21 protein-coding genes and 1 other RNA gene are annotated in these 22,508 nt (G+C 66.7%); 13 read left to right on the plus strand and 9 right to left on the minus strand.

Annotation, left to right across the window (positions count from 1 at the left end):
* The 3 genes from BMX96_RS00460 (at position 1) to BMX96_RS00470 (ending at position 5,798) form a co-directional block, all read left to right on the plus strand.
* Positions 1 to 1,332 carry a sigma-54-dependent transcriptional regulator gene (locus tag BMX96_RS00460; RefSeq protein WP_091843029.1) on the plus strand — a complete coding sequence of 444 codons (1,332 nt, stop codon included), beginning with the start codon at positions 1 to 3 and terminating at the stop codon, positions 1,330 to 1,332.
* A 496-nt stretch (positions 1,333 to 1,828) separates the two neighbouring features.
* Positions 1,829 to 4,522, plus strand: a complete 2,694-nt coding sequence (locus tag BMX96_RS00465; RefSeq protein WP_091843032.1) for a ribonuclease E/G — start codon at positions 1,829 to 1,831, stop codon at positions 4,520 to 4,522.
* A 55-nt stretch (positions 4,523 to 4,577) separates the two neighbouring features.
* Positions 4,578 to 5,798: an MFS transporter gene (locus BMX96_RS00470; protein ID WP_091843035.1), complete on the plus strand. Its 1,221-nt coding sequence runs from the start codon at positions 4,578 to 4,580 to the stop codon at positions 5,796 to 5,798.
* Here the strand turns inward: BMX96_RS00470 and BMX96_RS00475 are convergent.
* Complete coding sequence (locus BMX96_RS00475) at positions 5,774 to 6,004, minus strand: sulfurtransferase TusA family protein (protein WP_091843041.1); 231 nt, start codon at positions 6,002 to 6,004, stop codon at positions 5,774 to 5,776. The genes BMX96_RS00470 and BMX96_RS00475 overlap by 25 nt on opposite strands.
* Before the next feature lie 93 nt (positions 6,005 to 6,097).
* Between BMX96_RS00475 and BMX96_RS00480 the strand changes: the two genes are divergently transcribed.
* The 3 genes from BMX96_RS00480 (at position 6,098) to BMX96_RS00490 (ending at position 9,534) form a co-directional block, all read left to right on the plus strand.
* Positions 6,098 to 6,850, plus strand: a complete 753-nt coding sequence (locus BMX96_RS00480; protein ID WP_091843044.1) for a cytochrome c biogenesis CcdA family protein — start codon at positions 6,098 to 6,100, stop codon at positions 6,848 to 6,850.
* Positions 6,851 to 6,922: 72 nt separating this feature from the next.
* Positions 6,923 to 8,191: a hypothetical protein gene (locus tag BMX96_RS00485; RefSeq protein WP_091843046.1), complete on the plus strand. Its 1,269-nt coding sequence runs from the start codon at positions 6,923 to 6,925 to the stop codon at positions 8,189 to 8,191.
* Complete coding sequence (locus tag BMX96_RS00490; RefSeq protein ID WP_091843049.1) at positions 8,188 to 9,534, plus strand: cytochrome P450; 1,347 nt, start codon at positions 8,188 to 8,190, stop codon at positions 9,532 to 9,534. Before BMX96_RS00485 ends, BMX96_RS00490 begins: the two co-directional genes overlap by 4 nt.
* Positions 9,535 to 9,605: 71 nt before the next feature.
* Here the strand turns inward: BMX96_RS00490 and BMX96_RS00495 are convergent, their stop codons facing one another.
* From BMX96_RS00495 to BMX96_RS00530, 8 genes are all read right to left on the minus strand, one after another.
* A complete protein-coding gene (locus BMX96_RS00495; protein ID WP_091843051.1) occupies positions 9,606 to 9,836 on the minus strand; it encodes an N-(5'-phosphoribosyl)anthranilate isomerase in 231 nt (76 codons plus the stop codon).
* 24 nt (positions 9,837 to 9,860) lie between these two features.
* Positions 9,861 to 10,085 carry a ribbon-helix-helix domain-containing protein gene (locus BMX96_RS00500; RefSeq protein WP_091843054.1) on the minus strand — a complete coding sequence of 75 codons (225 nt, stop codon included), beginning with the start codon at positions 10,083 to 10,085 and terminating at the stop codon, positions 9,861 to 9,863.
* Entirely contained in the window at positions 10,082 to 10,267 is a 186-nt protein-coding gene (locus tag BMX96_RS00505; protein ID WP_091843057.1) for a DUF4169 family protein, read from the minus strand. Before BMX96_RS00505 ends, BMX96_RS00500 begins: the two co-directional genes overlap by 4 nt.
* Positions 10,264 to 11,655, minus strand: a complete 1,392-nt coding sequence (fumC, locus tag BMX96_RS00510; protein ID WP_091843060.1) for a class II fumarate hydratase — start codon at positions 11,653 to 11,655, stop codon at positions 10,264 to 10,266. Before fumC ends, BMX96_RS00505 begins: the two co-directional genes overlap by 4 nt.
* Positions 11,656 to 11,739: 84 nt before the next feature.
* The gene (locus BMX96_RS00515) at positions 11,740 to 12,228 is read right to left on the minus strand and encodes an SspB family protein (RefSeq protein ID WP_091843063.1); all 489 of its coding nucleotides are present in this window, start codon (positions 12,226 to 12,228) and stop codon (positions 11,740 to 11,742) included.
* Between the two features lie 109 nt (positions 12,229 to 12,337).
* Positions 12,338 to 12,685: a transfer-messenger RNA gene (gene ssrA / locus BMX96_RS00520) on the minus strand.
* A 12-nt stretch (positions 12,686 to 12,697) separates the two neighbouring features.
* Positions 12,698 to 13,048 carry a DUF4345 family protein gene (locus BMX96_RS00525; RefSeq protein ID WP_073128920.1) on the minus strand — a complete coding sequence of 117 codons (351 nt, stop codon included), beginning with the start codon at positions 13,046 to 13,048 and terminating at the stop codon, positions 12,698 to 12,700.
* Between the two features lie 62 nt (positions 13,049 to 13,110).
* On the minus strand, positions 13,111 to 14,478 hold the full coding sequence (locus tag BMX96_RS00530) for a hypothetical protein (protein ID WP_139209898.1): 1,368 nt from the start codon (positions 14,476 to 14,478) through the stop codon (positions 13,111 to 13,113).
* Positions 14,479 to 14,643: 165 nt separating this feature from the next.
* Between BMX96_RS00530 and BMX96_RS00535 the strand changes: the two genes are divergently transcribed.
* From BMX96_RS00535 to BMX96_RS00565, 7 genes are all read left to right on the plus strand, one after another.
* Complete coding sequence (locus tag BMX96_RS00535; protein ID WP_236736902.1) at positions 14,644 to 15,396, plus strand: DUF2182 domain-containing protein; 753 nt, start codon at positions 14,644 to 14,646, stop codon at positions 15,394 to 15,396.
* Between the two features lie 20 nt (positions 15,397 to 15,416).
* Positions 15,417 to 16,130: a DUF1326 domain-containing protein gene (locus BMX96_RS00540; RefSeq protein WP_091843068.1), complete on the plus strand. Its 714-nt coding sequence runs from the start codon at positions 15,417 to 15,419 to the stop codon at positions 16,128 to 16,130.
* On the plus strand, positions 16,127 to 16,630 hold the full coding sequence (locus BMX96_RS00545) for a DinB family protein (RefSeq protein ID WP_091843071.1): 504 nt from the start codon (positions 16,127 to 16,129) through the stop codon (positions 16,628 to 16,630). Before BMX96_RS00540 ends, BMX96_RS00545 begins: the two co-directional genes overlap by 4 nt.
* Entirely contained in the window at positions 16,630 to 17,736 is a 1,107-nt protein-coding gene (locus BMX96_RS00550) for a dimethylsulfoniopropionate demethylase (protein ID WP_091843074.1), read from the plus strand. Before BMX96_RS00545 ends, BMX96_RS00550 begins: the two co-directional genes overlap by 1 nt.
* Positions 17,737 to 17,747: 11 nt before the next feature.
* Positions 17,748 to 18,743: an acryloyl-CoA reductase gene (gene acuI, locus BMX96_RS00555; protein WP_091843077.1), complete on the plus strand. Its 996-nt coding sequence runs from the start codon at positions 17,748 to 17,750 to the stop codon at positions 18,741 to 18,743.
* A 195-nt stretch (positions 18,744 to 18,938) separates the two neighbouring features.
* Positions 18,939 to 20,594, plus strand: coding sequence for a BCCT family transporter (locus BMX96_RS00560; protein ID WP_091843080.1), 1,656 nt, complete (start codon positions 18,939 to 18,941; stop codon positions 20,592 to 20,594).
* 193 nt (positions 20,595 to 20,787) lie between these two features.
* Complete coding sequence (locus BMX96_RS00565; RefSeq protein ID WP_091843083.1) at positions 20,788 to 22,452, plus strand: BCCT family transporter; 1,665 nt, start codon at positions 20,788 to 20,790, stop codon at positions 22,450 to 22,452.
* Positions 22,453 to 22,508 lie beyond the last annotated feature (56 nt).

Raw genomic sequence — 22,508 nt, forward strand, 5'->3', positions numbered from 1 at the left:
ATGGCTGCGTCCATGAAAATTGCGATCATTGATGACGAACAGGACATGCGCCAATCGATCAGCCAATGGCTGGCGCTGTCCGGGTTCGATACCGAGACATTCGGGTCCGCCGAGGATGCCCTGAAGGTGCTGGGGCAGGATTATCCCGGTGTCGTGGTCAGCGACATCAAGATGCCCGGCATGGACGGCATGCAGTTCCTCAAGCGCCTGATGGGCGTCGATAGCGCGCTGCCCGTCATCATGATCACAGGCCACGGCGATGTACCCATGGCGGTCGAGGCGATGCGTGTGGGCGCGTTCGATTTCCTGGAAAAGCCCTTCAACCCCGAGCGCATGACCGAGCTGGCCAAGCGCGCGGTTGGCAAGCGGCGCCTGACGTTGGACAACCGCGCCCTGCGGCGCGAACTGTCGGACGGCACCGGCATCATGAAGAAGCTGATTGGCTCGTCCCCTGTGATGGAGCGTCTGCGCGAGGACATCCTTGACCTGGGCCAGGCTGACGGACACGTCCTGATCGACGGCGAGACCGGCACCGGCAAGACGCTGGTCGCCCACGCGCTGCACGCGGTCGGGGCCAAGGCGGGCCGCAAGTTCGTGCTGTTCTCCTGCGCGGGCCAGGACGAGGAAACGCTGACCGCTCATCTGTTCGGGGCAGGGGGCGAGGACATTCCGCTGCTGGAGCAGGCGCGCGGCGGCACACTGGTGCTGGAGGATATCGACGCGTTGCCCACGGGGTTGCAGGCGCGCCTTCTGACCTGGATGAACGAGCAGGGCACGCCGGCCGAGACGCGGCTGATCGCCATCTCGAACCTCAGCGAACAGGGCAAGACCTGCGAGGACGTGCTGCGCCCGGACCTCTACTATCGTCTCGCGGCGATGAAGATCACCCTGCCGCCGCTGCGCCAGCGTGGCGAGGATATCCTGACGCTTTTCGCCCGCTTCTCGGAGCAGGCGGCCGAGGAATACGGCTGTGACGCGCCCGAGGTGAACGCACAGGAGGCCGCGCAGCTGTTGCAGGCGCCGTGGCCGGGCAATATCCGTCAGCTGATCAACGTGGCCGAACGCGCGGTTATGCAGAACCGGCGCGGCTCGGGAAAGATCTCGAGCCTGCTCATGGCCGACGAGAACGACGCCGAGCCGGGGATGACCACCGAAGGCAAGCCTCTCAAGGAGTATGTCGAGGCGTTCGAACGAATGCTGATCGACAACACGATGCGCCGCCATCGCGGCTCGATCGTCGCCGTGATGGACGAGCTGTGCCTGCCACGGCGGACCCTGAACGAGAAAATGGCCAAGTACGGCCTGACGCGATCGGACTATCTCGGCGGCTGATCCGCGCCCGATACACAGTAAATCCGTCGTGCGCCGGGTCCCCAAGGGTTGGGCCCGGGCGCGGGTGCGCACCCATGGGTTGTCGCGGATCGCGCATATTGTCGTTGTAAATCGGTCGCCATCTCCTCTATGAAGAAGGGTAGCGGATGACCGATGGACACATGTCCGTGTCGCCCCCTCGATTTCGCTGGCGGAGATCGACACCGGACAAACCGTGTGTCCCGGCAGACAGATCTGGGCCGAGAGGCCCGTGATAATTCCGGCAAAGGATGCGTCCGCGCCGGATCCCGAATGGACGAGCGGAGCGCTGCTTCACTTGTCGGAGATGAACTGCGATGCGCCGCGCGCCTAGGACAGACCAGCCGATCATGGGGCCCATCGGGCGCCCCCGGCGGTCGCTTTGCGGCCCAGCCATCGCCCGTGACAGACAATCCGTGCCCCCATGCACAGCACCCCCGCAGGTCGCTGCGCCGCCCGGATTGCGGAATTTGGATTTATGGCAAAAAAGATGCTCATCGACGCCACCCACGCGGAAGAGACCCGCGTCGTGGTGGTGGACGGAAACAAGGTCGAGGAATTCGATTTTGAATCCGAGAACAAGCGCCAGCTCGCTGGCAACATCTACCTCGCAAAGGTAACGCGGGTCGAACCGTCGCTTCAGGCGGCCTTCGTCGATTACGGCGGCAACCGCCACGGCTTCCTGGCCTTCTCGGAGATCCACCCCGACTATTACCAGATCCCGGTCGCCGACCGCGAAGCCCTGCTGGCCGAGGAAATGGCCGAGGCCGAGGAAGAGGCCCGGGAAGAGGAAAAGCCCAAGCGTCGCAGCCGTAGCCGGAGCCGCGCCAAGGCCGCCGACACCAACACCGACGACGCCGTGACCAGCGCGGCCGCCGAGGGCGAGGGCGCGGATGCCGACGAACTGGCCGACGCCAAGACCGCCGCCGTCATCGACGGTGTGCCGGGCATGGACGTGGTCGACCTGACCGAGGACGACGACGGCGCCGATGCGCCCGGCGACGACGATGACGACGAGCCCAAGCCCTACGTCGCCGCCGACGATGCGTCCGAGCGGGACGACAACATCGAATCCGTCGCCGACGACGACACCCCGGACGACGTGCGCCCGCGCCGCAAGCCGCGCGCGAAGAAGTACAAGATCCAGGAAGTCATCAAGGTCCGCCAGATCCTGCTGGTGCAGGTCGTCAAGGAAGAGCGGGGCAACAAGGGCGCCGCGCTGACCACCTACCTGTCGCTGGCCGGCCGGTACTGCGTGCTCATGCCCAACACGGCGCGGGGCGGCGGCATCAGCCGCAAGATCACCAACGCCGCGGACCGCAAGAAGCTGAAGGAAATCGCCACCTCCATCGAGGTGCCGAAAGGCGCCGGGCTGATTATCCGCACCGCGGGCGCCAAGCGCACCAAGACCGAGATCAAGCGCGATTATGAATACCTGCAGCGCATGTGGGAGCAGATCCGCGCCCTGACGCTGCAATCCATCGCGCCCGCGCCGATCTACGAGGAAGGCAACCTGATCAAGCGCTCGATCCGCGACCTGTACAATCGCGAGATCGACGAGGTGCTGGTCGAGGGCGAGGTCGGCTACCGCGTGGCCAAGGACTTCATGAAGATGATCATGCCGTCCCACGCCAAGAACGTGAAGAATTACCACGACCAGATGCCGCTGTTCGCGCGTCACCAGGTGGAAAGCTACCTGGGCGGCATGTTCAACCCGACGGTCCAGCTTCCTTCGGGCGGCTACATCGTGATCGGCGTGACCGAGGCGCTTGTGGCCATCGACGTGAACTCCGGCCGGGCCACCAAAGAAGGCTCGATCGAGGACACGGCCTACAAGACCAACATGGAAGCCGCCGAGGAAGTGGCGCGCCAGCTGCGGCTGCGCGACCTGGCCGGCCTGATCGTGATCGACTTCATCGACATGGAGGATCGCAAGCACAACGCGAATGTCGAGAAGCACTTCAAGGAAAAGCTGAAGACCGACCGCGCGCGCATCCAGGTCGGCAAGATCAGCGGTTTCGGCCTGCTGGAAATGTCGCGCCAGCGCCTGCGCCCCGGCATGATCGAGGCGACGACCCAGCCTTGCCCGCATTGCCACGGCACCGGCCTGCTGCGCTCGGACGACAACGTGTCGCTCGCCATCCTGCGCCAGCTTGAGGAAGAGGGCACGCGCAAGAAGACGCGCGAGATCTGCGTGACGGCGCCGGTGGCCATCGCCAACTACCTGATGAACCACAAGCGCGACCACATCATCCAGATCGAGGCGCGCTATGGCATGGTCGTCCGGATCGAAGCCGACGCCACGCTTGTCAGCCCCGACTACAAGCTCGAGAAATTCAAGCAGCAGATGACCCGGCAGGTCGAGCAGACCGCCGCAATCGTGTCCTCGGCTTCGATGATGGACGAGCTCGACGCGGTGGACGAGACCAACGAGGTCATCGCAGACGAAGCCCCGGCGGCGAACGGGTCCGAGCCCACGCCGTCGCGCGCCGGATCGGATGACCCGGGCGAGGACAAGCCGAAGAAGCGCCGCCGCCGCCGTCGTCGCCGCAAGGGCGGAAATGGGGACGGGGCCGACAACGACAACGGCAACGGCAACGGCCAGTCCGAGACTCAGACTGCCGACGCCAAGTCCGGCGACCAGTCCAGGCAGGACGACGACGCCAAGGCGCCCGACAGCAATGGAGAGGCCAAGCCGGCCGACCAGAACGCGCAGGACGACGACGACTCGTCCGGTGACAAGCCCAAGCGCAAGCGGTCGCGTGGCGGCCGTCGGCGAAAGCCGGCCGATCCCGTCGCCTCGGAAGCCGCGGCAGAGACCGACGCGCCCAAGACCGACGATCAGACCGAGGTCGCCGCGCGGGCAGAGACCCCCGCCGCCGCACCCGTGGATGAAACGGCCAGCGACGACAGTGCGCCGGCCATGGATCAGCCCGTCTCGGACGAGGTGAAGGACCAGATCAGCGCGGACGCCCCCGTCGCGCCGCCGGTCGCGGAAAACGAGCCCGAGAGCCCGGCGCCCGTGGCTGAGACCAAGGCCGACGACGCGCCCGCCCCCGAGCCTGCGGATTCCGAGCCCGAGAAGGCCGAGCCGGCCATGGCCGATGCCGACCAAGGGTCCGACGAGTCGCAAAAGCCGAAGAAACGCGGTTGGTGGTCGCTGAGAAGCTAGGATCCGAACGCGCCCGGCCCCCGTGCCGGGCGCGTGTCGTTCCAGGCCCCGCGGGATGAACCCCGAGGCCGCCGCGCGCAACGTCGCGCTTTACCCGTGGTTCAAGTTCTTCCAGTCGCTTCTGTTCTGGCAGGCGGTCTGGTTTCTCTATTTCCAGTCCAGCCTGTCGGCCGCGGCAGCCGTGGCGCTCTATGCCGTCTACGATACCGCAACGCTGATCCTCGAGGTTCCGTCGGGCTATGCCTCGGACCGCCTGGGGCGCCGGCCGACACTGATCCTGGCCGCGGGATGCGGGGCGCTGGGATGCGGCCTGCTGGCGCTGGGCGGCGGGTTCGCCATCTTCGTGCTGGGGCAGGTGGCGCTGGGGGCGGCCGCGGCGCTTGCCTCGGGGACCGACAGCTCGTTCCTCTACGAATCCCTGCGGGCGCAGGGCCGCGGCGACCGGGTCGAGGCCGAGGAGCTCCGCGCTTGGCGATTCTCGTTCTCGGCGCTGGCGCTGGCGGCGGTGTCGGGCGGGGCGCTGGGCCTCGTGTCCTTCCCGCTGACCTTCGGCCTGGGCGGCGTGGCCTTCGCGGCGGCCTGCTTGATCGCGTGGCTGTTCATCGAACCGCCGCACAGGGGGGCCGAGGCCGCCAACCCGTTGCCGGGCCTGCGCGCGGCCATCTCGCGGCCGGTGCTGGCATGGCTCTTCGCGCTGGCGGTGCTCATGTACGGCTACAGCCATATCCCCTTTGTCTTCGGCCAGCCCTTCATCCTGGACGCGCTGCGCCCGCTGGGCCTGTCCGAGGGCACGCCGGCCGTCAGCGGGGTGGTCACGGCGGTCATGATGGTGGTTTCTGTCGCCGCCTCTTGGGCCGCGCCGGGGCTGCGCCGGCGTTTCGGGCTGGCGGCGCTGCTGCTCTTGGCTTTCGGGATGCAGATCGGGCTGAGCGCGGTGCTGGCCGCCAGCGCCAGCGCGCTTGTCGTCGCGATCCTGTTCCTGCGGATGGTGCCGGATGCGCTGTCGACGCCCTTCATCCTCGCGAGGATCCAGCCGCTGCTCGATGACCATACCCGCGCCACCTACCTCTCGGTGCAAAGCCTGGCCGGTCGCGCCCTGTTCGCCGCCAGCCTGTTCGTGGCGGCCGGCGCCAGTCCCGACACCGACAGCATGCGCCACGCCGAGATGCAGCCAATCCTTGCCGCCTATGCCGTGGCGGGCCTGATGTGTTGGCTGGGGCTCTTGCTGTGGGCGCGGCGGGTGCCGGTGGATCAGCCGGCCTTGCGCACGAAGTAGTGCTGCGCGTCGTCGGTTTCGGATTGTCCCAACAACTCGTGGCCAGCTTCGGCGCAGAAATGTGGAATGTCGACGATGGCCGCCGGGTCGTCCGCCTGCACGCGGATCACGGCGCCGGGGGCCAGCGCCTGCATCCGCTTGCGCAGCTTCAGCACGGGCAGGGGGCACAGCAGGCCGCGCGCGTCCAGATCGTGGTCGAATGTCATGGGCGCGACACTGCCGGGGGTGTTTCACTTTGTCCACGGGCTTGTGACGCTTGTGCGGATGACGCGCTGCGCCCGCTGGGCTAAGCAGACCCCATGCATGGATTCGACATCATCGATGCGAGCCTTCTGCCCGCGTTGCTGATCGCGCTCAGCGCGGGGCTGCTGTCGTTCCTGAGCCCCTGCGTGCTGCCCATCGTTCCGCCTTACCTGGCCTATATGGGCGGCATTTCCATGTCCGAGATCCAGGCGGGCACGGTCCAGCGACGCCGCGCGATGCTGCCCGCGCTGTTCTTCGTGCTGGGCCTTTCGACGGTCTTCCTGATCCTCGGGTTCACGGCGTCGGCCTTCGGCGCGTTTTTCCTGCAATATCAGGATATAATGACGAAGATCTCGGGTGCCGTGGTCACGATCTTCGGCCTGCACTTCCTGGGCCTTTTCCGCATCCCAATCCTCGATCGCGAGGCGCGGCTCGATGCCGGCGACCGCGGCGGCAGCGGGCTGGGCGCATACGTCCTGGGGCTGGCCTTCGCCTTCGGCTGGACGCCCTGCATCGGCCCGCAGCTGGGCGCGATCCTCAGCCTTGCCGCGTCCGAGGCCGACGTCGCGCGCGGCACGACCCTGCTGGCCGTCTATGCCGCCGGACTGGGAATCCCGTTCCTTCTGGCGGCCCTGTTCATCCAGCGGGCGATGGGCGTGATGAACCGGATCAAGCGGCACATGAAGGCGATCGAGCGGGCCATGGGCGCGCTGCTGGTCGTGGTCGGGGTCGCCCTGATGACCGGGGCCTTCACCGCCTTCTCGTTCTGGCTGCTCAACACGTTCCCCGGGCTGGCCCTTCTGGGCTAATCGTGGCGCTCCGCTACTTATTGTTGCCCGATTTCGTTGCTATCCTTCGCCCAAGCACGAGGGATGTCGCCGATGGAAACCGCCGCCAGCCGCCCGGTCAAGACGCGCCGGGTCTTCTACCTGCCGGGATACGACCCGATCCACCCGCGCCGCTACCGCGAGCTCTACCGAAAGGAAAGCAAGCAGCAGGCGGCCCTTTCGGGATACGAGATCGGGATCAAGCCGCGACAGGGCAAGCGGTACGGCTGGGACGTGGGCGCCCGGATCGAGGGGCGCACGGCTCTCAGCTCGGTCGAAGTGCTGGTCTGGTCCGATATCGTGCGCACATCCATGAACGGCGGTATCGCGGCGACCTACGCGCAGCTGGCGCGCACGGCCTGGACCTATATCGCCTCGGGCGCGCTGCGGCGGCTCATGTGGCTGCGCAAGGGGCCGGTCATCGCCGCGCTCTACCCGGTGGGGATGCTGCTTCTGCAGCTCGTTCTCGCGGTGGTGGCGGGGCGCATCGTGGGATCGGCACTCACCTTCGGCCTGACCGTGGGCCTGCATCCGCTCGGGATCGGCCTGGGATGGGTCGGGCCGGTCATCGAGCTGGTCGTCGGCGCGGCGGTGGCGGTGGCGGCCCTGCGCGGGTTTCGCAGGATCGATAACAGGCTTTACGCCTATTACCTGATGCACGACTACGCCTTCGCGGCGCGGTGGAACGGGGCCAACCCGCCCGCGCTCGAGGCGCGGATGGACGCGTTCGGCAATGCCATCGCCGCCGCGCTGGCCGAGGACGTGGACGAGGTGCTGGTCATCGGGCACAGCTCGGGCGCGCATTTGGCGGTGTCGATCCTCGCGGACCTGATCCGCGACGGGAAAGTGCCGGCCAACGGCCCTGTCCTGTCCTTCCTGTCGCTGGGGCAGGTCATCCCGATGATGAGCTTCCTGCCCGCCGCGGACCGGCTGCGGGCCGACCTGCGGTTCCTGTCCACGACCGACCGGCTGACCTGGGTGGACGTGACCGCCCCCGGCGATGGCTGCTCGTTCGCGCTGTGCGACCCCGTCGCCGTCTCGGGCGTCGCCCCCGGGACCGGGCAGCGCTGGCCGTTGGTGCTGTCGGCGGCCTTCACCCAGACGTTGCGGGATGAGACCTGGAATAAGCTGCGCTGGCGCTTCTTCCGGCTGCATTTCCAGTATCTCTGCGCCTTCGACGACCTGCCCGACGATCCGGGCCGCTACGACTATTTCGCGATCACGGCCGGGCCGCAGACCCTGGCCGCGCGGCTGGCGGGCCGCAAGCCTTCGGCCTCGCGCATTGATGTGGCCGCCTCGTCCCATACCTCCATGGCTGCATGACGTTGCCGCCCAAGCCGGTGGCGCGACCCGACCGGGTGCCGCTCTGGCGGTATTTCAAGCTGTTCCGCGCCGATATCCTGTCCGCGCAGCCCGCGCGGCTCTATCGTGCGTGGATGGCCGAGTTCCGCACGCCGTTCTTCCGGTCCTTCATGGTGAACGATCCGGGCGTCCTGCGGCTGGTGCTGCGTGACCGGCCCGCCGACTTCCCCAAGGCTGACCGCGTGGGCGAGGGGCTGCGCCCGTTGCTGGGCCGCTCGGTCTTCGTCACCAACGGCGCGGAATGGGCGCGCCAGCGGCGGATCATCGACCCGGCCTTCGCGGGCGGACGGCTGCGCGATACCTTCCCGGCCATGCTGGAGGCCGCGCGCGCCGGGGCCGGGCGGCTGCAGACCGGCGTCCAGGACGTCGAGCCCGAGGCCAGCCATGCCGCCGCCGACGTGATCTTCCGCACGCTGTTCTCGATCCCGATCGAACATCAGGTCGCGGCGCGGGTCTTCGACGAGTTCCGGGCCTACCAGCGGACCCAGCCCCTGATGAACCTGGGCGCCTTTCTGCGTCTGCCGTCCTGGGCGCCGCGCCTGCACCGCCGTCGCACCCGCGCGGCGGCCAGGCGCATCCGCGGCCTGATCGCGGGTCTGGTCGATCAACGCCTTGCCGAGGTGGCCGAGGGGCGCGCGCCAGATGACCTGGCCACCAAGATCCTGACCACCGCCGATCCCGAGACCGGCGCACGCTTCGACGCGGACGAGATGGTGGACCAGGTGGCGATCTTCTTCCTGGCGGGGCACGAGACCAGCGCGGCGGCCCTGGGCTGGGCGCTGTACCTGCTGGCGACCCATCCCGAGATCCAGGACCGTGTGGCGGCCGAGGCGCGGGAGTACATGGACGACCCGACCTTCGCGCGCCTGTCGGTTCTGAAAACCACCCGCGACGTATTCCGCGAGACCCTGCGACTGTACCCGCCCGTGCCGATGATGGTGCGCGAGACGAGCCGGGCCGAGCGGCTGCGCGACCGCGATGCACGCCGGGGCGACCTGGTGGTGCTGAGCCCCTGGCACCTGCACCGGCACGAACGGCTTTGGGACAATCCGGATGCCTTTGACCCCGACCGCTGGCAGGACCCGGCCACCCGCGACAGCCAGCGCGACGCCTACATGCCGTTCTCGGCCGGGCCACGGGTCTGCACCGGCGCGGGCTTCGCCATGGCCGAGGGGGTGATCCTGCTGGCCGCGATCCTCGCGCACTGGCGCCTGGCCCCGGTCGCGGGGCGGGTGCCGGTACCGCAGGCGCATCTGACGGTGCGGGCGGCGGAGGGGATCTGGTTGGACCTGTCGCCCAGATGATCCTGGATCATCTGTTCGAGACTATCCGAGATAGTCTCCGGGAGATCATCGCAGATGATCTCATCACAGGTTCAGCACACCACGCGCACCGGTTCGTTGTTGCAGAAAATAACGAACTGGCCGGCATTCTCGACGGCGTGGAAGCCACGGCGTTCCAGCTCGGCACGGAAGGCAGCGCGGCCCATCACCCGCTCCACGTCGCGCGCGGCGCGGCGGACCACGCCACCCGACATCGCCGACTTGCTGCGAAAGACCTGGAACAGGAACTGGTCCGGCGTGATCGTCTGGTATCGCGTGTCCATGCGCCGAGTTTGAGCGCGAAAGGGTTAAGACTTTCTTTCAAGCGCCCGTTCCAGAACGAAAACCCGGATCGCCGAGGCGAGACCGGTCTCGGGGTCGCGCGCGGCGTCGATAGCGGCGGCAAGGTCGTTGAGCGCGCGTCCGTCCTCGGCCGCGATGCGCCGGAATTCCCGCCAGAACGGGTCCTCCAGCGACACGGAGGTGCGATGCCCCCGCAGGGTGAGCGAGCGTTTGACCGGTGGCCCGCTCACTCGTCCTCGGTGAACTTGTGACCGTCGAGCAGCGCCCGGGCGCGGTCCGTGCGGGCGGCCTCGGCCACCCGCTCGGCCTTGCTGCGGCCGTGTTTCGCGGCGTTGGCGTCGGCCAGCGCCTTGTCGTCGGCTCGCTTGCGCGCTTTGCGGGCCTTGTTCAGGTTGATCGGGCCATCGCTCATTTCGGGCCGATCATCTGCTCGGGACGGACCACGCGCTCGAACGTCTCGGCATCGACGAAGCCCAGGTTGATGGCCTCTTCCTTCAGGGTCGTGCCGTTCTTGTGCGCAGTCTTGGCGACGGTCGTGGCGTTGTCATAGCCGATCTCGGGGGCCAGCGCGGTGACCAGCATCAGCGACTCGCGCATGAGCTTGCCGATGCGATCCTCGTCGGCGCGGATGCCCGCCACGCAATTGTCGGTGAAGGCCACGCAGGCGTCGCCCAGAAGCTGCATGGATTGCAGCACGTTGTAGGCCATCATCGGCTTCATCACGTTCAGCTCGAAATGCCCCTGGCTGCCGGCGAAGCCCACGGCGGCGTCGTTGCCCATGACATGGGCGCAGACCTGGGTGATCGCCTCGACCTGGGTGGGGTTCACCTTGCCGGGCATGATCGAGCTGCCGGGCTCGTTCTCGGGCAGCATCAGCTCGCCCAGGCCGCAGCGGGGGCCCGAGCCCAGCATGCGGATGTCGCAGGCGATCTTGTAGATGGACGCGGCCACCGTCTTCAGCGCGCCCGAGAGCTCGACCAGCGTGTCGTGCGCGGCCAGCGCCTCGAACTTGTTGGGCGCGGTGACCAGCGGCAGGCCGGTGATGTCGGCCATGTGGCCCGCGACTTCCTCGCCCCAGCCCTTGGGGGTGTTGAGCCCGGTGCCCACGGCGGTGCCGCCCTGGGCCAGCTGGTGCAGGCGGGGCAGGGTGGCCTCGACCCGCTCGATCCCCATGGCGACCTGGTGCGCGTAGCCCGAGAACTCCTGACCCAGGGTCAGCGGCGTGGCGTCCATGGTGTGGGTGCGGCCGATCTTGATGATGGCGTCCCATTCATTCGCCTTGGCGTCCAGCGCCGCGTGCAGGTGGCGCAGGCCGGGCAGCAGCGTGTCGCGCACTGTGGTGGCGCAGGCGATGTGCATGGCGGTGGGGAAGGTATCGTTGCTGGACTGGCCCATGTTGCAATGGTCATTGGGGTGTACCGGGTCCTTCGAGCCGATCTCGCCGCCCATGATCTCGATCGCGCGGTTGGCGATGACCTCGTTGGCGTTCATGTTCGACTGGGTGCCCGAGCCGGTCTGCCACACGACGAGCGGGAAGTGATCGTCGAGCTTGCCGGCCACCACCTCGGATGCGGCCGAGATGATCGCGTCGGCCCGGCCGTCGTCCAGCTTGCCGCGGGCCTTGTTGGCCATGGCGCAGGCCTGCTTGATGACGCCAAGCGCGCGGACGATGGCCACCGGCTGACGCTCCCACCCGATGGGAAAGTTCATCAGCGACCGCTGGGTCTGCGCGCCCCAGTACTTGTCTGCTGGAACGTCAAGCGGGCCAAAGCTGTCGGTTTCGGTGCGGGTGCCGGTCATCTGCGGGGTCCTCACATGCGGTCCTTGGGGTTTCCCAGTGGACTAGCGCAGCGCCGCGCCCGCGACAACGGCGCGCGTGGCCCGCTACTTGCGGAAGGCGTCCAGGCTGACCACGTCGGCGTCCTTCTTGGGCTTGGGCTTCGCCTCGGCGTCATCGTCGATGTCGATCATGCCGGCGGGCGCGACATCCTCGTCGTCATCGTCGGACGCGTCCTCATCCTCCTGCGTCTCGAAGCGCAGGCCGAATTCCACCGAAGGATCCACGAAGGTGCGGATGGCGTCGTAGGGGATGTAGAGTGGCTCGGGGCTGTCGCCGAAATTCAGGGTGACGGAAAAGCCTTCCCCGGTCACCTCCAGCCCGTCGTACCAGTGCTGCATGACCACCGTCATTTCGCCCGGGTAACGGTCGGACAGCCAGTCGGCGATCTCGACGTCGGGGTGCATCGTGTCGAAGGTGATGAAGAAATGGTGGTCGCCCGGAAGGCCGTGGTCGCGCACATCCTCGAGCACGCGTCGGATGAGGCCCCGCATGGCCGCGTGCATCAGGTTGCCGTAATCGATCTTGCGCGTCATCGCCTCTGCCCTTGTCGGTTCCTCTGACCATACGACATTCGCAAGCGATGAAAAGGGACGAAAGGGCCCGTGCGGAGACCCGCGAAAAGATGAAAATTCGGGGGATGAAAATGCAGGCTTCTGTTGCCAGGTGCCTGCGAACCCCGCCTTACGCTGCTAGGCGCAAGGACTTAGATTTCGGTCTGTTACAGCTTAGGCTGCAACGGCGACCGGAGCACGATTGTCGTTGGCAATTGTACTTTTCTGCACCGATATCGGTGGTAGCTCACCGAGACAAAGCAACCCCTTTAGACGTCCGTCGATCCTGTTTCGGCCCCATGAGCCCCCAACGAGGGAATTTGGTGGAGCCGCCGGGTACCGCCCCCGGGTCCGATCCGCTTATTACGAGCGCGTTTATGTCCATAGTTCCTTGCAGAACAACCTAGAAATAGGGGGCGCGGGCGGTCGGTTCAAGCCCGAAGCGCGACGCTCAGGCCAGATTGATCCAGATGCCGACGATGCCCACCACGGCCTCGACCGCGAAGAAGATCACCTTCGACCGGGTCACGCCGTCGAGCAGCAGGGACGTGGCGCGCCCCACGGCCCCGCCGCCCCAGGCAAAGCCGATCATGGCATAGGCGATGGGGTCGCCGATCAGCAGCGCGCCCAGACCCAGCCCCACGAACAGCGCGCCCGAGGCGGCGCGCACCTCGGACACGCCCATGGTCGAGCCCTTGTCCTGGGTGTCGAGTTTTTCCATCGTGTAGCGCGGCGCCAGCCAGCCGATGGCGCCGAAGCCGATGGACAGAAGCGCGATGACGATGTTCAGAAGGTCGACCATGAAAACTCTCCGCTGATTTCGCCTTTAGCGACCGGCGCGGCGCAAAGTTCCGGGCGGGCCGCCTAGTACAACCGCCGTATTAGCAATAGGAGCCCCGCGAAGGCGCCAAAGACCGCGCCTGCGGCAAGAAAGGTAGATACCACGGTGCTGCCGGCGTCTATCTCGGTCCGCAGGTCGATCACCACCGAGAGAATGGTCACGCAGGTCAGCGCCGCGAGGATAATGTTCATCCGCCGTCCCCGGCTGCTTTCGTTCAGCCGCGCGATGTCGCTGATCGCCTGATCGCAACTGTCGAGGACAGATTGCCAGTAAAGGTTGATCCGGACCAGCCCTCGGGTCGCCATAAGGTTGTCGAACATCTCGCGCTCGGTGTCGTAGCGGAAAGAGTTCTGGAAAGCGGTTGAGCGGATGTCGATCATCACCGACACGCGGATATCCGCGAATTCCTTCTGCAATCCCTCGATCAGGCGGACATCGGCGCTGGCCAGACGGCTCACATCCTTGCCGGCAAGCCGCGACTGCACGTCGAGGATGCGGTTGTAGACGCCCGACACCTTATCGACCCAGCGGCGCAGCACCATTTCGTTGTGAGTGGCCAGAACATGCACAAGCAAGAAATACGGGCATGTCCCCACGACCTTGCGGCCCTCGTGAAAACTGCGCGACTGGCGCGCGACCTCGATGAGAATGCGCTGGCTTGCGATCACGATCACACCATCCTCGGCGAAGATCGGATCGAGGCTATCGAGGGTCTCGGCCCGATCTTGATGTGCGTGATCGAGAACGTTCTGCGCGCAGCCGGCGAAGCTTTCCAAAAGCGGCGGGAAGGGTGCGTCCGCCTCTGCGCGTGCGGCGAGCACGAGGTCAAACAGGGCTGGGCTTTCCACGAACAAGGCCAGCCGCGCGGGCGACATGTCGTGGGGCTCGGCGCCCGTCACCTCGGCCAGGAGGCCGTCGATGAATTTGGTCAGGCTCTGGCGGCCGCTGGCGGTCGCAGCCTCGATCCGCGGGGGCGTCGAAAGCTCCCGCGGGGCCCAGAGCTTTTCGATCAGTGTGACCGCATCCAGTCTTTCGGGCGTGAGCTCCAGATCCCGGAGGTCGAACGCCAGCGAGGCCACCGCGCGGCCCAGTGGCAGGGCGGCCACCGACAGATTGAAATGCGCCTCCAGAGCCTCGGGGAACGGGCCGTGATCGATGCTGCGGCCCTCGGTCTCGATCCTGATCTCGCGCGGGAAGCGCAGGCTGACAGACCCGGTCTTGAGGCCCGGATAGTGTGTGCAGTCGAAAAGCGACGTCGAGGCCCGCAGGTCGACGACGTCTTCTTCGAAGGTCTGGAAAGCGGTTCCGCTCTGCCAATGGGTGGGCACGGTCGGCAAAGCGAATTCGAAGCTGAGAACCAACGTCGCGGTGGCATCCACGGATGCAGTCATTGCGGTACGCTCCCCTCCCTGTGCGCCAGCGGCGCCCCTTTTCTCGACTTTCGAGCCGGGGGCGCGGTTTTGCAACCGTCGCCCGAGGATCACGATTCGATTTGACAGGCGCCACGTATCTGGTCGACCAAGCCGGTGAATGGACCGCGAAGCAGGGAGGCGCGCGTGACCCGCTGGACTGGATGGGTGCGATCGGCGCTTTGGCTCGGCTTCTTCGCGGTGATCCTTGGCGCCTGGTGGTTGATGTACTCCATGGCGCGCATGTCCGGCGTCGATCTGCTGGGGCGCCCGGTTTCCATGAACATGATGCCGATGGATGGCTTCGGGGCGCTGTTCGTCATGTGGGCGGCGATGATGGCGGCGATGATGCTGCCCACCATGGTGCCGACCTTGCGCGCCTATGACGACCTGACGCGCAGCGCGGGCGCCACGCGGGCTGGCTGGCTGGGGGTCCTTGCGGGCTTCTTCGCTGTCTGGGTGGTCTTCGCGGCCGGTATCGCGGCGGTGCAGGTCGCCCTTTTGCGCGCGGGTGTCATCGACGATCTGGGCATCGCGACGAGCGGCCTGATCTCGGGCGGCCTGCTGATCGCCGTGGGTCTCTTCCAGTTCACCCGCGCGAAAGAGGTCTGCCACGGCGTCTGCCACGCCCCCACCACATATTTCCTCGGTCACTGGCGCCCCGGCGGGCACGGCGGGCTGCGCATGGGCGTTTCGCTGGGCGCCTTCTGCGTCGGCTGCTGCTGGGGCTTCATGGCGCTGGGCTTCGTCGGCGGCGTCATGAGCCTGTTGTGGATGGGCGCCGCGACCCTGTTTATGGTGCTCGAGAAATTGCCGCAGATCGGCCACCGCCTGCTCCGGCCGGCGGGCGCCGCGCTCTGCCTCGCCGGGGGCGGTCTCATCGCCGCCTCGATCCTTTGATCCGTTCCGAAAGGTTGCCCATGTCCGATACGCCCGACACGCCCGCCCCCTCCGACCGTCTGCGGGTGCGCGACCGCATTATGCAGCAGATGGCGAACCCGCTGCGCCGGAAAAGCAAGCCGACCGAGTGGCGGATGAAGGGCGAGCTGTTCCTCAACTGCTCGTGCGAGGTGTTCTGTCCCTGCGTCGTGTCGTTGGGCGCGCACCCGCCGACCGAGGGGCACTGCCATGCCTGGATGGCCATCGCCATCGACGAGGGCCATTTCGAGGGCGAGCCGCTGGACGGGCTGAACATCGGGCTGCTGGTCGACATCCCCGGCCGCATGGCCGAGGGCAACTGGAAGGTCGCGGCCTACGTCGACGACCGCGCGAGCCAGAAGGCCTATAACGGGCTGCTGAAGATCCTGTCGGGCGCGGCGGGCGGCACAACGGGTCTGTTCACCATGCTGGTGAGCGAGATCATCGGCGCCGAGCGCGAGCGGGTCGAGATCACCCGCGAAGGCAACCGCCGCACCATCATGGTGGGCCGCAAGATCCAGGGCGAGATCGAGACGCTGGCGGGCAAGTCGCCCGATCACCCGGTGATGATCTCGAACTCGAAATACTGGATGGGTCCCGACATCATCGCCGCGCGCGGCATCAAGTCCAAGCTGCGCGACTATGGCCGGGTGTGGGATTTCTCGGGCAAGTCGGCCGAGATCTGCCCCATCGACTGGTCGGGTCCGGGGCGGTGATCACGCCCGCCTGGGTCGCCATGATGGCGCGCTACAACGCCTGGCAGAACGGCTGGGTGATCGAGGCGTGCGAGGCGCTGGGCGATGCGAAGCGGCGCACGGACCGGGGCCTTTTCTTCGGGTCGATCCACGGCACGCTGAGCCATATCCTCTGGGGCGACCAGATGTGGCTGGCGCGGTTCACCGGGGGCGATCTGCCCGGCATTCGCATCGCGGACTCGGGCGATTACGTGACGGACTGGTCCGCCCTGGTGCACCAGCGCGCCGAGACCGACGCGGCCTTGGTCGACTGGGCGGGCGGTGTGACCGGGGATTGGCTGGACACCGATTACAGCTGGCATTCCAAGGCCGCGGGGCGGCAGGTCAGCCGGCCCATGGCGCAGGTTGTCACGCATCTCTTCAACCACCAGACCCACCACCGCGGCCAGATCCATGCCGCGCTGACCCAGACGGGGCAGGCGACCCGCGACACTGATCTCTTTTTCCTGGAGCCCGACTGATGGCCACGATCTCGCCCTCGCGCCGGTTGCGGCGCACGCCCTTTTCCGATGGCAACGAAGCGGCCGGTGTGAAGGGCTACACGGTCTACAACCACATGCTGCTGCCCACCGTCTTCCGCAGCATCGAGGAGGACTATCGCCACCTGAAACAGGCGGTGCAGGTCTGGGACGTGGCCTGCGAACGGCAGGTCGAACTGCGCGGTCCCGACGCGGGCCGGCTCATGCAGATGCTGACGCCCCGCGACCTGCGCGGGATGCTGCCCGGCCAGTGCGCCTACGTGCCGCTGGTGGACGAGACCGGGGGCATGCTGAACGACCCCGTGGCGCTGAAGCTGGCCGAGGACCGGTGGTGGATCTCGATCGCCGACAGCGACCTGCTGCTGTGGGTCAAGGGTATCGTCTACGGCTACCGGCTGGACGTGCTGGTGGACGAGCCCGACATCGCGCCCCTGGCCGTGCAGGGTCCGAAGGCCGAGGATCTGGTGGCGCGGGTCTTCGGCGACGGCGTGCGCAAGGTGCGGTTCTTCCGCTTCGGCTGGTTCGAGTTCGAGGGCACCTGGATGGTCGTCGCGCGCTCGGGCTACTCCAAGCAGGGCGGGTTCGAGATCTACGTGGACGGCTTCGACAACGGCATGCCGCTCTGGAACGCGCTGATGGAGGCGGGGCGCGATCTGGACGTCCACGCGGGCTGCCCCAACTTGATCGAAAGGATCGAGAGCGGGCTTCTGAGCTATGGCAACGACATGACGCGCGAGAACACGCCCCACGAATGCGGGTTGGGCCGGTTCTGCGACACGCAGACCGCAATCGGCTGTGTGGGCCGCGACGCCCTGCTGCGGGTCAGCATGGAAGGCCCCGTGCGCCAGATCCGCGCGCTGGAGCTCGACGCGACATCGGTGCCACCCTGCGACCGCATCTGGAACGTGACGGACGCCCGCGGCGCGCGCGTGGGCCGCGTCACCTCGGCCGCGCTGTCGCCGGATTTCGGCTGCGGCGTGGCCATCGGCATGGTGCGCATGACCCATTGGGACCCGGGCACGCACCTGCTGATCCAGGGCCCGGACGGCCCCATCGACGCGCATGTGCGCGAGACATTCTGGAACTGAGGGAGAGAGAGATGTTCAAGGCGCTGCTGGTCGAGAAGGACGACGAGGGCAAGACCCACGCATCCGTGCAGGAGCTGGACGACGACCGCCTGCCCGAGGGCGACGTGACGGTCGCGGTCGAGTATTCCACCGTGAACTACAAGGACGGTCTGTGCATCGGGCCGGGCGGTGGCCTCGTCCGCAACTACCCCCACGTGCCCGGCATCGACTATGCCGGCACGGTCGAGAGCAGCGAGCACGAATGCTACAAGCCCGGCGACAAGGTCGTGCTGACCGGCTGGCGCGTGGGCGAGGCGCATTGGGGCGGCTACGGCCAGAAGGCGCGGGCCAAGGCCGAATGGCTGGTGCCGCTGCCCGAGGGTCTGAGCACCAAGCAGGCGATGGCCGTGGGCACCGCCGGGTTCACTGCGATGCTGGCCGTCATGGCGTTGGAGGATCACGGGATTGACCCCGACCGGCCCGAGCCGGTGCTGGTGACCGGCGCCTCGGGCGGGGTGGGGTCGGTGGCCACGGCGATCCTGGCCAACTTGGGCTACAAGGTCGCCTGCGTCACCGGGCGCCCCGACAACGCCGATTACCTGAAGGATCTGGGCGCCACGCAAATCGTCGCGCGCGAGGATGTGGCCGAGACGGTCAAGCGCCCGCTGGAATCCGAGCAGTGGCAGGGGTGCATCGACGCCGTGGGCGGGCCGATGCTGGCGCGCGTCCTGGGGCAGATCTGCTATGGCGGGTCGGTCGCGGCCGTGGGTCTTGCGGGCGGTGCGGACCTGCCGGCCAAGGTGATCCCGTTCCTTCTGCGCGGTGTGAACCTGCTGGGCATCGACAGCGTGATGCAGCCCTACGACAACCGCCTGCGCGCCTGGCAACGGATCGCGAGCGACCTGCCCATGGACAAGCTCGAAGCCATGATCCAGCCCGCGACATTGCAGGATTTGCCCCGGCTGGGGTCCGAGATCCTGAAGGGACAGGTGAAGGGCCGCGTGCTGGTCGACGTGGCCGGATCCTGAATACCTGAGACGCTCGATGGTCGGAGATTGCAGGGTTCGCCCGGTGTGAAAAGCCGGGCGAACCCACGTCTTTTTACATAAATTTTCATTTAGGGGGATCAATCTCGCGCCCCTCCGCGTTAAACGGCGGGACGGTGTATGAGGGACGCTCGCGCCGAAATTTACAATAAACCGAGACAAGGAGGGGTAAACGACATGTCAGACACGACACAGTCACCACAACCCGATCTCGACATCCCGACACCCGATGGGGACGTCACAATCATCGAAACGGACTACTCGGTCGGTCAGGATAACGTCGAAGGCGACCTTGGGCCGCTGAAATTCGACATTCACAATCCGGTCTTCATGATCTCGTCGCTGACGGTCGTGGCTTTCGTCCTGGTCACGCTGATCTTCCAGGACCAGGCCAGCGCGGCGTTCAGCTGGATCTTCAACTTCGTCACCACGACGTTCGACTGGTTCTTCCTTATGGCCGCGAACATCTTCGTGGTGTTCTGCCTTTTCCTGTGTGTCTCGCCCTATGGCAAGGTGCGCCTGGGCGGCGCCGACGCCAAGCCGGATTTCACCTATTTCTCGTGGTTCGCGATGCTGTTCGCTGCCGGCATGGGCATCGGCCTGATGTTCTTCGGCGTGCTCGAGCCCGTGTACCACATGCAGGTGTCGGGACCTCTCGGGCTGGAAGGGCCGTTCACCGACGGCACCCTGAACGAAGAGCAGGTCGCCGAGGCGCGGGCCCACGGCCTCGCCGCCACGATCTTCCACTGGGCGCTTCATCCCTGGTCGATCTACGCCGTGGTCGCGCTGAGCCTGGCGCTGTTCACCTATAACAAGCAGCTGCCGCTTTCGATCCGCTCGGCCTTCTACCCGCTGATGGGCGAACGCGTCTGGGGCTGGCCCGGTCACCTGATCGACCTGATCGCCGTCTTCGCCACCCTGTTCGGCCTGACCACGTCGCTGGGCCTTGGTGCGCAGCAGGCCACCGCCGGGATGAGCTATGTCTACGGCGTCCCCGACACCATCAACACGCAGGTCATCGTCATCATGGTCGTGACCGCCATCGCGCTGGTTTCGGTCGTGCGCGGCCTCGACGGCGGCGTGCGGGTGCTGTCGAACATCAACATGGTCTTCGCCGCCGCGCTGGTTCTGTTCGTGTTCATCTTCGGGCCGACCGCGCAGATCGTGCGCGATTTCTTCACCGGCCTCGTGACCTACGCGCAGGACGTCGTGCCGCTCTCGAACCCGTTCGGCCGCGAGGATGACAGCTTCCGCGAAGGCTGGACCTCGTTCTACTGGGCCTGGTGGATCAGCTGGTCGCCCTTCGTGGGCCTGTTCATCGCCCGTGTCAGCCGTGGCCGCACCGTGCGTGAGTTCATCACCTGCGTGATCCTGATCCCGACGCTCGTGTCGGTGTTCTGGATGGCCGTCTTCGGCGGCACCGCGATTACGCAGGTGGTCGAGCAGACGACCGACAGCGGTGTGTACCAGAACGTGATCGGCAGCTACGACGCGTCCATCGCCATGTTCGCCATGCTGGGCGAGCTGCCGTTGACCAATGTCCTGTCGACCCTCGCGATCATTCTGGTCCTGGTGTTCTTCATCACCTCGTCGGACTCGGGCTCGCTGGTCATCGACACGATCACCGCGGGCGGCAAGACCGCCGCGCCCACCGCGCAGCGCGTGTTCTGGGCCACGACCGAGGGCATCGTCGCCATCGTGCTGCTGATCGGCGGCGGGCTCGAGGCGCTGCAGGCCATGGTGAATGCCACCGGCATCTTCTTCACCTGCGTGCTGCTGGTGCTGTGCTGGTCGCTGCTGCAAGGTCTGCGGTCCGAGCCCAGGGGCGTCTGACCCTACGGCGCGCCCCGCGCGCCACCTGAAAGACGAGACACCCGGCCGGAGAAATCCGGTCGGGTGTTTTTTTACATAGCGCGTTTGAAATGAGGCCGTCTCAAGATATAGTCCAAACAACGCTCCCAGAAAACAGACCTACAAAATGTGGATCGGGTCGCGGCACGCGGCCCCGGCAGAGGGACTATATTCAATGAAACCACCGATAACCGAGATCGACATCAAGACCGCCGACGGCGGCTTCTACGATGGCTTCACCACCCACGTGACAATCACGGCAAAGCTGATCATCGGCGCGCTCATCGTCTGGGCCGTGGCATTTCCCGAGCAGGCCGGCGCCTTCCTGTCCAACATCAACAGCTTCATCCTGGCGTTCTTCAACCTCTGGTACATCTACGCGATCGCGCTGTTCCTTCTGACGTGCTTCATCCTCGCGGCGGTCCCGAGTTCGGGGAAGCTGAAGCTCGGGCTCGATCACGAGAAGCCCGAATTCGACAACTTCTCGTGGTTCTCGATGATGTTCGGGGCCGGCATCGGGATTGGCATGCTGACCTTCGCCACAGCCGAGCCGCTGTATCACTGGCAGTCGAACCCGCAGACGATCCAGGGCCTCACCACCGAGTCCGGGGCCGACAACGTGCGCGCGGCCTACCAGTGGTCGTTCCTCCATTGGGGGCTGGGCGCCTGGGGCGCCTATGCGCTGGCGGGCCTGGGACTTGCGTTCTTCAGCTATCGCCGCGGCCTGCCGCTGACCATCCGGTCATCGCTGACGCCGCTGTTCGGCGAGCGTATGGCGGGCCGCACCGGGCACGTGGTCGACGTGGTCGCCGTGGTCGCGACCGTGCTGGGCGTGGCGCAGACGCTGGGCTTCGGGGTCGAGCAGTTCATCGCGGGTCTCGAGCGGATCGGCTTCGGGTCGTGGCTGACGCGCCCGGACGGTGATGGCGGAACGACCTCGACCACCGCAGGCATCATCTTCGCGCTGGTCGTCATCATGGGCGCCTCGACCCTGTCGGCGCTGTCGGGCGTGGGCAAGGGCATCAAGTGGCTGTCCAACATCAACATGGGCTTGTCGTTCTTCCTGCTGGCCTTCTTCGTGATCTTCGGGTCGACCTTCTTCGGGCTGTCGGCGCTGTTCGTCGGCATCTGGGACTACCTGGTCGCGCTGCCGGGCATGCTGTTCACCGTCTGGGATGCCGATGCCGCCGGCGTCGAGGGCGAGCTTGGCGACTGGCAGGCCGCGTGGTCGGTCTTCTACTGGGCCTGGTGGATCGCCTTCGCGCCGTTCGTGGGCCTGTTCCTCGCCCGCATTTCCAAGGGCCGAACCATCCGCGAGTACGTTCTGGGTGCGCTGATCGTGCCGTCGCTCATGTGCTTCGTCTGGTTCGCGCTGGTGGGTGGCACGGCCATCGACCTCGAGCTGAGCGGCACGGCCGATGGCGCCATCGTCGGTGCGGGGCAGGAGGATCAGCTGTTCGCGATGCTGGCCGTCATGCTGCAGCCCGCGCTGGCCTGGATCTTCTCGGTCATCGTCGTGGTGCTACTGCTGACCTACCTGGTCACCTCGGCGGACTCGGCGGTTCTGATCATCAACACGATCAACGCCGCGGGCGACGAGGGCCCGAAGGCGCGCCCGCACATCCTGTTCTGGGGTGCGGCGCTGGGCCTCGTCGTCGGGTCGCTGTTGATCGGCGGGGGCCTGTCGGCCGTGCAGACGGCCATGGTGATCGGCGCGCTGCCCTTCTCGGTGGTGATGGTGCTGATGTGCGTCGCGCTCTTCAAGGCCGTCTACCGCGACTACAAGCGCGAGCAGCAGGGCATCCCGACGCTCTACGATCCGGCCCAGCCGGCCGAGTAGACAGCAGGCTGACCGGGGGCCGCGCCACGACGGCGCGGCCCTTGATCGACGGCCCG

It is taken from the genome of Palleronia pelagia, from assembly GCF_900110115.1.
GTDB lineage: Bacteria > Pseudomonadota > Alphaproteobacteria > Rhodobacterales > Rhodobacteraceae > Palleronia > Palleronia pelagia.